This window comes from Mycobacterium sp. IEC1808 (genome assembly GCF_002101935.1).
In the GTDB taxonomy this organism is placed as follows: Bacteria; Actinomycetota; Actinomycetes; order Mycobacteriales; family Mycobacteriaceae; genus Mycobacterium.
Window position 1 is genome coordinate 19,457 of sequence record NZ_LQPV01000066.1, and the last position, 10,643, is coordinate 30,099.

9 protein-coding genes are annotated in these 10,643 nt (G+C 67.9%); 5 read left to right on the plus strand and 4 right to left on the minus strand.

Annotated features, from left to right (window positions below; genetic code table 11):
* Positions 1 to 12: 12 nt before the first annotated feature.
* Genes AWB92_RS25725 through AWB92_RS25735 form a run of 3 tightly spaced genes read right to left on the minus strand, consistent with a single transcriptional unit; the run spans position 13 to position 2,705 of the window.
* On the minus strand, positions 13 to 537 hold the full coding sequence (locus AWB92_RS25725) for a MaoC/PaaZ C-terminal domain-containing protein (protein WP_085190719.1): 525 nt from the start codon (positions 535 to 537) through the stop codon (positions 13 to 15).
* 15 nt (positions 538 to 552) lie between these two features.
* Entirely contained in the window at positions 553 to 1,458 is a 906-nt protein-coding gene (locus tag AWB92_RS25730) for a CoA ester lyase (protein ID WP_085190722.1), read from the minus strand.
* On the minus strand, positions 1,455 to 2,705 hold the full coding sequence (locus AWB92_RS25735) for an aminotransferase class I/II-fold pyridoxal phosphate-dependent enzyme (protein ID WP_085190733.1): 1,251 nt from the start codon (positions 2,703 to 2,705) through the stop codon (positions 1,455 to 1,457). Before AWB92_RS25735 ends, AWB92_RS25730 begins: the two co-directional genes overlap by 4 nt.
* 175 nt (positions 2,706 to 2,880) lie before the next feature.
* On the opposite strand from AWB92_RS25735, the gene AWB92_RS25740 reads away from it, so the two are divergent.
* The 4 genes from AWB92_RS25740 (at position 2,881) to AWB92_RS25755 (ending at position 7,311) form a co-directional block, all read left to right on the plus strand.
* Entirely contained in the window at positions 2,881 to 3,768 is an 888-nt protein-coding gene (locus tag AWB92_RS25740; protein ID WP_085190724.1) for a hypothetical protein, read from the plus strand.
* A 69-nt stretch (positions 3,769 to 3,837) separates the two neighbouring features.
* Entirely contained in the window at positions 3,838 to 5,547 is a 1,710-nt protein-coding gene (locus tag AWB92_RS25745; protein WP_085190726.1) for an acyl-CoA dehydrogenase family protein, read from the plus strand.
* A 139-nt stretch (positions 5,548 to 5,686) separates the two neighbouring features.
* Complete coding sequence (locus tag AWB92_RS25750) at positions 5,687 to 6,373, plus strand: TetR/AcrR family transcriptional regulator (RefSeq protein ID WP_085190728.1); 687 nt, start codon at positions 5,687 to 5,689, stop codon at positions 6,371 to 6,373.
* A complete protein-coding gene (locus AWB92_RS25755) occupies positions 6,370 to 7,311 on the plus strand; it encodes a R2-like ligand-binding oxidase (protein WP_068140442.1) in 942 nt (313 codons plus the stop codon). The genes AWB92_RS25750 and AWB92_RS25755 overlap by 4 nt, the downstream gene beginning before the upstream one ends.
* A gap of 8 nt (positions 7,312 to 7,319) precedes the next feature.
* Here AWB92_RS25755 and AWB92_RS25760 read toward each other — a convergent pair whose 3' ends face one another.
* A complete protein-coding gene (locus AWB92_RS25760; protein ID WP_085190730.1) occupies positions 7,320 to 8,738 on the minus strand; it encodes an NADP-dependent succinic semialdehyde dehydrogenase in 1,419 nt (472 codons plus the stop codon).
* A gap of 80 nt (positions 8,739 to 8,818) precedes the next feature.
* On the opposite strand from AWB92_RS25760, the gene AWB92_RS25765 reads away from it, so the two are divergent.
* On the plus strand, positions 8,819 to 10,465 hold the full coding sequence (locus tag AWB92_RS25765; protein WP_085190732.1) for an acetolactate synthase large subunit: 1,647 nt from the start codon (positions 8,819 to 8,821) through the stop codon (positions 10,463 to 10,465).
* The last annotated feature ends 178 nt before the right edge of the window (positions 10,466 to 10,643 follow it).

A 10,643-nucleotide genomic window follows, 5' to 3' on the forward strand; every position in this document is an offset into this window, starting at 1 on the left:
GTGCCTCCTCATTTAATACGCGGCGCTATCTTCGAGATCGTGCCCGCGGGTCGGCAGCAAAAACGCTCGCTCGCAGGTCAGAAACACCGTGCCGTCGGACTTGACCCCGCGGGTGGCGCACCTGACGACGCCTTGGTGGGGGCGCGATTCCGAGGGGCGCTTGTCCAGATACTCGGTCTCGGCATAGATGGTGTCGCCGACGAAGACCGGGGCGACGAGGCGGATGTTGTCCCACCCCAGGTTGGCGAGGCCCTTGGCGCTAGTGCTCGGCACGCTCATGCCCGAGACGATCGACAACGTGACCAGGCTGGACACCAAAGGCCTTTTCCACTCGGTGTTTTCGCAGTACGCGTTGTCGATGTGCAGCGGGTGCAAGTTGTGCGACAGCAACGACATCCACACGTTGTCGGCCTCGGTGAGCGTGCGGCCCGGGCGATGCTCGACGGTCGCGCCGACCTCGATGTCCTCGAACAACAGGCCCGGTGACTCGCGCCAGCGCCGATCGCCGATCCTTTTGTAGGTACGAATCTCGTCCATTGCCAACCCCATCCGCTAGTAGCGGACCCGACGGGCCGCCACGGCAACCCGCGTACTGTTCCGTGCGTCGAGCACTTCCGCCCGCCGCAGTAGGCGGTGGGCCGCGGCCACCATCGGCGGGCCGACCAGCTGCCCGTCGAGGATGCCGATCTGCCCGGCCTGTTCGTCCGCCAAGTCGATGACGCGACGGGCCCGCTCCACCTCGGTGGGCAGTGGCGTGAACCCGTCGTTGATCAGCGCCACCTGCCGGGGGTGGACCGCGGCCTTGCCGCCGAAGCCGAGCTCGCGCGATCGGTTCACGTCCACCTTGAGCGCGAGCTCGTTGCCGAGGTCGAAGGTCGGCGCGTCGATCGCCGGAATGCCGGCCACGGCGGCACCGGCCACGATGCGAGAACGCGCGTAGGCCAACGGCTCCCAGTCCATCGAGATGCCGAGGTCGGCCGCGAAGTCCGCGGCGCCGAAGACCAGCGCCCGCACCCGCGGGCTTGCGGTGGCGATCTCCTCGACGGCGGCCAGGCCGGCCGCCGTTTCGATGGTCACCAGGAAATCGATGTCCGCGCCCGCATCACCCAGCATGTCCTCGAGGATCAGCAGATCGTGCGCGCAGTTGACCTTCGGGACGAGCAGCGCGTCGGGCGCCAGGGCGCCGTACGCGAGCGCGAGAACGTCGCGCAGGCCGTCGGCGGTGCGCAGGCTGTTGATCCGCAGCGCGCGGACGCATCCGGTCGACGGCCCCTTGAGCAATCGAGCGGCCAGGCCGCGGGCCAGTTCGCGCCGCGCGGGCGGCACCGCGTCTTCGAGATCCAGCGTGCACACGTCGGCACCCGAGTGCAGCGCCGTGGGGTACTGGCGTGGATTGATCGCGCTCGTCATCAGCATGGTGCGAAACACCCAGGGCTGGACCATTTTTCGCTCGCTCATGCCGGAACACCGACCAGGTCCGGCGCCACCAGCTCGCCGACCGTCGCGCACAGACGGCGGATGTCGTCGGCCTCGTTGTCGGCACGCAGCATGATTCGCAGCCCCGCCTCGCCCCGCGGGGTGACCGGGAAGAAGACCGCCGAGGCGTAGAACCCGCGATCGAGGAGTTGCCGGGACAGACCGATCGCCTTGTCGTCCTCGCCCGTCCGGATCAGCCGGATCGGGGTGTCCAGGCCGGCCTGCGGGGTGGCGATGAGGCTGTCGAAAAGCGCGGCGTTGGCGCGCAATTGCCGTTGGCGCCGGGCCAGCTCGGGCGAATTGTGCACCCGCAGCGAACCCAGGCAAGCGCCGATGGTCGGTGCGTTCGCCGGCTTGGACCAGGCCAGCGGGCCGCCGAATCGCATCAGGATGTCGTGGTGTTTCTCGGGGCCCAGCATGATGACCCCGCCGCTGGCGCCGTAGGCCTTGCCGAGCGAGGCGACGATGATGGTCAGCGGGTTGAGCTCGTCGGGCATCAGGGACCGGACGATCCCTTCGCCGCGTTCGCCGTACATCGACAGCGAGTGGGCCTCGTCGAAGAAGAGGAACAGGCCGTAGCGGTCCTGCAACTCGAGCAGCTCCTTGACCGGCGCGACGCCGCCCAGCGAGTAGGCGCCGTCGGCGACGTAGGCGACCCGCTTGTGCCTCTTGCACATGTCCTCGAGGTAGTTGAGGTCGTTGTGCGGGCTGGTGTAGACGGGCGCTTCGTCGGCGCAGATGGGCTTGATGTAGTTGAGCGAGAAGTGGCTGAACTTGTCGAACACCATGACGCGCGGCTCCCCGTCGTCGGTCAGGTGTCCCGAGGAGATCAGCGGCAGCACGGCGGAGCTGGCCACCGCCGTGGAGATGGCCGAAACGCAGCGGGCGCGCCACAACTGCGAGAGCCCGGCCTCGAGCTCGTCGATGATGGAGAACCGGATGCGCAGCCGCGAGGCGGACAGCGCGAACGTCTGCTCCGAGTCGATCGCCGCGCGGGCGCCTTCCAAAACCCATGGGTGGGAGTGCAATCCGAGGTAGGAGCAGGAGATCATGTTGATGAAGCGGTGACCGTCGCTTTGGCGCTCCAGCAGGTCGCCGCCGACGTAGCGGACGCTGTTGTCCAGCAGCCCGTTGTCAGCCGCCGCCTGCCACGCCGGGTTGCCGACCTCGACGGCCTTGGCGTTGTTGCGGAATCGGTGGATCTGGGATTGCTCGTCCAGCTTGTTCATGCGTTGCACGGTAGAAAGATCCGCGCGCCCGGCCCTCCACCGATCGGATCGGCGACGTGATGAAAGCTCGTTCCCCCGATCGGGGGACACGGGATTGGCCGGAGGGCCGACAGACATTGCCGCGCCCCGTCGGCACTGTTGTTGCCATGCCTTTGATGACCGGCGGGACGCTCTGATGCCCTGGCTCGCCCTGATCACCGGCAACGGCTTGCACGCGGTGATCACCGCCCTGTTGGGGTTGTCCATGATCAATGTGGCGGACAGCCTGCTGATCCTGGCGATCGCGGCGGCCGGGTCGGCCGTGCTCGGAGCCCTTGCCGCCCGCCGGAACCCGGCGGCGCGGGTCCCCGCCACCCGGAGTTTCGCCTGGCTGAACCTGTGGACCGCGGTAACGTTCGTCTCCTTCTTCCTGGGGCTGGTGGTCTATAGCGCGGTGGTGGTCTTCACGCTGGGCGCCTCGTTCGCTCCCCTGGCGGTCACGGCCTGGTCGGCCCGCCAAGCCCGTCGCGGCCACGCCCCCACGCGCCCCGGCCGCGCCCAATGGGTGGCGGTCTGCCTGTTGGCCGCGCTGGGCGCCGCGCTGGTGGCGGCGCTGGCGGGCTCGGATTCCCGCGGCATGGTGGCGTTGCTGGTTGCGGCCGCCCTGGGCGTCATCGACGGCGCCGCCGCCGGCGGGGTGGCCATCGTGTCCCGCGGTCTGGGCGCCGCCGGGGTCGGTGTCTGGCAGGTGATGGCCCACCGCTATTACGCGACGCTGGTGGTGGCCGCGGCGGCGCTGATCGTCCTGGTCCCTGGGGGGTTGCTCGCGGCGCCGTCGCTGCCGTTGGGTGTCTCGATTGCGGCCGCCTTCGCCTCCCTGGTGGTGCCATTCTTCTTGATTCAGTACGCAATTCAGCAGTTGGCGCCGGTCTTGGTCACCGGGGCGCTGGCGTTGATACCGGCCATCGCGCTGTTCGTCGAGATGGCGGCCGGCCGAGCCGTCAGCTGGCCCGCGGTGCTGCTCGGGTTGCTCATCGTGCCGGCCAGCCTGGCGATATTCACCACCCGGCAGCAACCGGCATGAGCTTCCTCGATTCGGTACCGATGGCGTACCGTCACCCTCGTCTTGCTCGCAACCCCCGGGAGTAATGCCATGTTGCTCAATCCCAACCACCTGCAACGCCGCTACCCGGACCGCCGCTCGGGGGAGATCATGGCCGCGACGGTGGACTTCTTCGAGTCCCGCGGCAAGGCGCGGCTGAAGTCCGACGACCACAACCGCGTCTGGTACTCCGACTTTCTGGACCACATCGGGCGGGAGCGCATCTTCGCCTCGCTGCTGACGCCGTCGGAGTACGGCGCGGACGACTGCCGGTGGGACACCTACCGGATCAGCGAATTCGCCGAGATCGTGGGCTTTTACGGGCTCAGCTACTGGTACCCGTTCCAGGTCACCGCGCTGGGCCTGGGCCCGATCTGGATGAGCGACAACGAGGACGCCAAGCGCAAGGCCGCCGCCCAGTTGGAGGCCGGCGAGGTCTTCGCGTTCGGGCTGTCCGAGCAGACCCACGGCGCCGACGTCTACCAGACCGACATGGTCCTGACACCATCCGAGCACGGCTGGGTCGCCAACGGCGAGAAGTACTACATCGGCAACGCCAACGTGGCGCGGATGGTCTCCACGTTCGGCAAGATCGCCGGCTCTTCCGGCGGGGCAGACGAGTACGTGTTCTTCGCCGCGGACTCGCAGCACGACCGGTACGAGCTCATCAAGAACGTGGTGAACTCGCAGAACTTCGTCGCCAACTACGCGCTGCGCGACTACCCCGTCACCGAGGCCGACCTGTTGCACCGCGGCCCCGACGCCTTCCACGCCGCGCTCAACACCGTCAACGTCTGCAAGTACAACCTGGGCTGGGGCGCTATCGGCATGTGCACCCACGCCATGTACGAGGCGGTCACCCACGCGTCCAACCGCGTCCTGTACGGCACCGTCGTCACCGACTTTTCCCACGTGCGGCGGCTGCTCACCGACGCCTACTTGCGGCTCATCGCGATGAAACTGGTCGCCACCCGCGCCTGCGACTACATGCGCAGCGCGTCGGCGGCCGACCGCCGCTACCTGCTCTACAGCCCGCTCACCAAGGCAAAGATCACCAGCGAGGGCGAGCGCGTCATCACCGCCATGTGGGACGTCATCGCCGCCAAAGGCGTTGAGAAGGACACCTTTTTCGAGGCCGTCACCCGCGAGATCGGCCTGCTGCCGCGCCTGGAGGGCACGGTCCACATCAACATCGGGCTGCTCGCGAAGTTCATGCCCAACTTCCTGTTCGCCCCGAGCGCCGAGTTGCCCGTGATCTCCCGCCGCGACGAGGCCGCCGACGACGCGTTCCTGTTCGCCCAGGGGCCGACGGGGGGCCTGGGCAAGGTGCGGTTCCACGACTGGCGCACGCCATTCGACGCGTTCCGGCACCTGCCCAACGTCGCGCTGCTGCGCGAGCAGGTCGACGTGCTCGCCGAGATGCTGGCCAGCGCCACACCGGATGCCGTGCAGCAGAAGGACATTGACTTCGCCTTCGGGGTGGGTCAACTGTTCGCCACGGTGCCCTACGCGCAGCTCATCCTCGAGGAGGCCCCGCTGTCCGGAGTCGACGAGGCCCTGATCGACGAAATCTTCGCCGTGCTGGTGCGCGACTTCAACGGCTACGCCGTCGAACTCAGCGACAAGCCGGCAACGACGGACGCGCAGGCCCGGTTCGCGATGCGGATGATCCGCCGTCCGGCGCACGACCCGGCGCGCTACGACCAGATCTGGAAGGAACACGTCCTGCCGCTCAGCGGCGCCTACCAGATGCGCCCCTGAGTCCCCGCTCGGTCGATCGTGCGGCTGGCCGCACATTCGCGCCCCAGCGTGCGGCTGGGCGCACACTGGACAGGGCGAGCCTTGACTGTGACGTGGCTCACCGTAGAATGACCAGTGGTCATCGACGTAAGGGGGCTTAATGCCAACGGTGACATGGGCGCGCGTGGACCCCGCCCGCCGCGCGGCGGTGATCGAAGCCGCGGAGTCCGAGTTTGGCGCGCACGGCTTCTCCCGTGGCAGTCTGAACGTCATCGCCCGCCGGGCCGGGGTAGCCAAGGGCAGCCTGTTCCAGTACTTCGCGGACAAGCGCGACCTCTACGCGTACGTCGCCGACGTCGCCAGCCAACGGGTGCGCGCCTACATGGAGGACCGCATCCGCGAGCTGAACCCGAGCCGGCCGTTCTTCGAATTTTTGACCGACTGGCTCGACACGTGGGTCGCCTACTTCGCCGACCACCCGCATGAGCGCGCGCTGCACGCCGCGGCCACTCTCGAAGTCGACACCGAGGCCCGCGTCAGTGTGCAGAACGTCATTCACCGTCACTACCTGCAAGTGATGCGGCCACTGGTCCAGGACGCGCAGCTGCGCGGCGACCTGCGCGCCGATTCCGACACCGACGCGCTGTTGTCGTTGCTGCTCTTGATCTTTCCGCACCTGGCGCTGGCCCCATACATGCGCGGCCTCGACCCGGTCCTGGGGCTCGACGAGCCCACGCCGGAGCAGCCCGCGCTGGCCGTGCGCCGGCTGGTCGCGGTCCTGGCGGCGGCGTACTCGGCGAATGCCGCCGTCACCCCCGAACCGAAACGATCCGAGGAGGTCACATGACACGCACGCATTCGGGCTCGATGGTCAAAGGGGGGCTCAACTGGGACAGCTTGCCGCTCAAGCTCTTTGCGGGCGGCAACGCGAAGTTCTGGAATCCCGCCGACATCGACTTCTCCCGCGACCGCGCGGACTGGGAGCGGCTCACCGATGACGAACGCCATTACGCCACCCGGCTGTGCGCCGAGTTCATCGCCGGTGAAGAAGCGGTGACCGAGGACATTCAGCCGTTCATGTACGCGATGCGGGCCGAAGGCCGGCTGGGCGACGAGATGTACCTGACGCAGTTCGCGTTCGAGGAAGCCAAGCACGTCCAGGTCTTCCGGATGTGGCTCGACGCTGTCGGCGTCACCGACGACCTGCACGAGTACATCGATGACGTGCCCACCTACCGCACGATCTTCTACGAGGAACTGCCGGATTGCCTCGACGCGCTGAGGGTCGATCCGTCACCGGCCGCACAGATCCGGGCGTCGGTCACCTACAACCACATGGTCGAGGGCATGCTGGCGCTGACGGGCTACTACATCTGGCACAAGATCTGCGTGGAACGCAGCATCCTGCCCGGCATGCAGGAGCTGGTGCGCCGCATCGGTGACGACGAGCGCCGCCACATGGCCTGGGGCACCTTCACCTGCCGCCGGCACGTCGCCGCCGACGATGCGAACTGGGGCGTCTTCGAGACGCGGATGAACGAGCTGATGCCGCTCGGGCTACGCCTCATCGAAGAGGGCTTCGCGCTCTACGACCCGATGCCGTTCGGCCTGTCGACGGACGAATCCATGGCCTACGCCGCCGACAAGGGCATGCGGCGGTTCGGCACGATCAACAGCGCGCGCGGTCGCCCGGTCGCCGAGATCGACCTCGACTACTCGCCGGTGCAGCTCGAGGACACCTTCGCCGACGAGGACGAGAGGGCGCTGGCGGGCGCGTCGGCCTGATGCGGTAGCTACTCGACCTTGCTGGCGCCGGCGGCCTCGCCGCTGCTGGACGACCCGACCCAGACGGTCTTGGCGTTGCAGAACTCGCGGATCCCCAAGCCCGCGAGCTCGCGTCCGTAACCCGACCGCTTGACGCCGCCGAAGGGCAGCTCAGGGTAGGACACCGTCATCCCGTTGATGAAGACCTGCCCGGCCTCGATGTCGTCGATGAAGCGTTGCTGCTCGGCCTCGTCGTTGGTCCAGGCGTTGGATCCCAGCCCGAAGGTGGTGGCGTTGGCGATCTCGATGGCCTCGTCGATATTTTCGGCGCGGTAGATCGAGGCGACCGGGCCGAACACCTCCTCGGTGTAGAGCGCCATGTCCTTGGTGATGTCGGTGACCACCGTGGGCGGGTAGAACCAGCCCGGCCGGTCGAGGCGCTCGCCGCCGCAGCGGATCACCGCGCCGGCCGCGGCCGCGTCCTCGACCTGCTTGGCGACCTCGTCGCGGCCCGATTCGGTGGCCAGCGGGCCGACGTCGGTGTCGGGGTCGGTCGGGTCGCCCACCCGCAGCGCCTTGACGCGCTCGACGAACTTGTCGACGAACGCGTCGTAGACGTCGGCGTGGGCGATGAAACGCTTTGCGGCGATACAGGATTGGCCGTTGTTCTGCACCCGGGCGGTGACCGCGGTCTTGACCGCCTCGTCCAGGTCGGCCGAGGGCATCACGATGAACGGGTCGCTGCCGCCGAGTTCGAGCACCGTGGGCTTGATCTCGTCGCCGGCGATGGCGCCCACCGACTGGCCGGCCGGCTCGCTGCCGGTCAGGGTGGCGGCGGCGACGCGGGGGTCGCGCAGGATGGTCTCCACGGCACTGGACGGCACCAGCAGGGTCTGGAAGCAGCCGTCCGGGAACCCGCCGCGCGCGATGACGTCGGCGAGGTACAGCGCGGTCTGCGGCACGTTGGAGGCGTGCTTGAGGATGCCGACGTTGCCGGCCATCAGCGCCGGCGCGGCGAACCGCACGGCCTGCCATAGCGGGAAGTTCCACGGCATGACGGCCAGCACCACGCCCAGCGGCTGGTAGCGGGTGTAGGCCTGCTTGGCGCCGACCTTCGCCGCGTCGGCCGGCTCGTCGGCCAGCAGCTGCTCGGCGTTCTCGGCGTAGTAGCGAAAACCCTTGGCGCATTTGAGCGCTTCGGCCTTGGCCGAGGCGAGCGTCTTGCCCATCTCCAGGGTCATCATGGCCGCGGTCTCGTCCGCCTCCTTCTCCAAGAGGTCGGCGGTGGCGTTTGCCCACTCCGCGCGCTGGGCAAAGGTGGTGTTATGGCGGTAGTCCTGGAACCGGGCGTAGGCGCGCGCGATGGCGGCGTCGACTTCCTCGTCGGTTGCGGGGGTGAAGGTTTTTACTGTCTCGCCGGTAGCCGGGTTGATCGTGGCGATGGGCACGCTGAGATCCTTCGCTTCGGGGTTGGTAAGAGGTCCAACAACCAGCCTGCCACTATCGTTCCCCTTTGGGAGGTGCCGGGATGAGTAAAGCCGCACAGCTGATGGTGAAGTGCCTGGAGAACGAGGGCGTTTCCGTCGTTTTCGGGGTCCCCGGCGAGGAGAACATCCGCTTCGTGCAGGCGCTGGCATCGTCGAGCATCCGGTACGTGCTCACCCGGCACGAGCAGGCGGCGTCGTTCATGGCGGAGATGTACGGGCGCGTCACCGGGCGCGCGGCGGTGGTGTCGGCGACCCTGGGCCCCGGCGCCATCAACATGCAACTCGGCGTCGCGGACGCCACCACCAACAGCACCCCGATGGTGGCGATCTCCGCTCAGGTGGGCCAGGACCGCGAGTACAAGGAGTCGCACCAGTACGTCGACCTGGTGTCGATGTTCGCCCCGATCACGCGGTGGGCCGCGGGCATCCCCACCCCACGCGCCATCCCCGAGATGGTCCGCAAGGCGTTCAAGGTCGCCGAGACCGAACGCCCGGCCGCGGTCTACCTGGCGGTGCCCGAGCACATCGACGCCGACGAGACCGATTACGACCTGGAGCCGTTGCCGCGCAACGTCGTTCGCCCCGACGCCCCCGCACCCCGTCAGGTCGAACGGGCCGTCGAGATCCTGCGCCAGGCGAAGCGGCCGGTGGTGCTGGCCGGGCACGGGGCCGCGCGCGCCGACGCGACCAAGGCCCTGGTCCGGTTCTCCGAGGAGTTCGGCATCCAGGTGGCCAACACGTTCCACGGCAAGGGCGTGATGCCCGACGACCACCCCAACAGCATCGGGACCCTGGGCTTCATGCGGCACGACTACGTCAACTTCGGCTTCGACAACGCCGACGCCGTCATCGCCGTCGGCTACGAGCTGCAGGAGTTCGATCCGGTGCGGATCAACCCGCAGGCCGACAAGAAGATCATCCACGTCCATCGCTTCCCGGCCGAGGTCGACGGGCACTACTCGGTCGACGTCGGGATCATCGGCGACATCAGCGATTCGCTGAACGCGCTCACGGACGCGTTGGCCGGTCACCGCTTCGAGCACGCCGCCGACGTGCCCGGATCGGGGCTGCTGGCCGAGGAATTCGCTCGCGGACAACAGGATTCGCGCTATCCGCTGGCGCCGGCGCGGGTGGTCGCCGACACCCGCGAGGCGCTGGGCCGCAGCGACGTGGTCCTCGTCGACACCGGTGCCACCAAGATGTGGATGGCCCGGCTCTATCCGACCTACGAGCGGAACACCTGCTTGATCTCAAACGGCCTGTCCACCATGAGCTTTGCGCTGCCCGGCGCCCTCGGCGTCAAGCTGGCCCGCCCCGAGTCGAAGGTGCTGGCCGTCGTCGGCGACGGCGCCTTCCTGATGAACTCCCAGGAGATCGAGACCGCGGTGCGGGAGCGGATACCGCTCGTCGTGCTGATCTGGGAGGACGGCGGCTACGGCCTCATCGAATGGAAGATGGACCTCGAACTCGGCGAGCACTACTACGTGAAATTCGGCAACCCCGACATCGTGAAATACGCGGAAAGCTTCGGCGCCAAGGGATATCGGATCACCAGCGCCGCCGAGCTGTTGCCGACGCTCAAGGCCGCGCTGGCCGACGACGGGGTGTCGCTGATCGGCTGCCCGGTCGACTACTCCGAGAACCTGCGCCTGACCGACCGGCTCGGCGAGCTGGACGAGACGCTGTGATCGCCTAGCCCGTGCCGGCGGTTATCCACAGGAAATGGCCTGCCAAAAAGTTCGAGTCGGCGGGGTCGGCTATACTCGAACACATGTTCGATGAAGCCGCGCGTGCTGAGGTGATTGCCCGGTTCGACGAGATGATCGAGCGGTGCTATCCGTCTTCGACGGCGGAGTCCGCTGTTCC

What these genes read in the sequence shown, in the direction of transcription:
- AWB92_RS25725 (WP_085190719.1), bottom strand. Translation starts at nt 537, where the DNA reads ATGGACGAGATTCGTACCTACAAAAGGATCGGCGATCGGCGCTGGCGC.
- AWB92_RS25730 (WP_085190722.1), bottom strand. Translation starts at nt 1,458, where the DNA reads ATGAGCGAGCGAAAAATGGTCCAGCCCTGGGTGTTTCGCACCATGCTG.
- AWB92_RS25735 (WP_085190733.1), bottom strand. Translation starts at nt 2,705, where the DNA reads ATGAACAAGCTGGACGAGCAATCCCAGATCCACCGATTCCGCAACAAC.
- AWB92_RS25740 (WP_085190724.1), top strand. Translation starts at nt 2,881, where the DNA reads ATGCCCTGGCTCGCCCTGATCACCGGCAACGGCTTGCACGCGGTGATC.
- AWB92_RS25745 (WP_085190726.1), top strand. Translation starts at nt 3,838, where the DNA reads ATGTTGCTCAATCCCAACCACCTGCAACGCCGCTACCCGGACCGCCGC.
- AWB92_RS25750 (WP_085190728.1), top strand. Translation starts at nt 5,687, where the DNA reads ATGCCAACGGTGACATGGGCGCGCGTGGACCCCGCCCGCCGCGCGGCG.
- AWB92_RS25755 (WP_068140442.1), top strand. Translation starts at nt 6,370, where the DNA reads ATGACACGCACGCATTCGGGCTCGATGGTCAAAGGGGGGCTCAACTGG.
- AWB92_RS25765 (WP_085190732.1), top strand. Translation starts at nt 8,819, where the DNA reads ATGAGTAAAGCCGCACAGCTGATGGTGAAGTGCCTGGAGAACGAGGGC.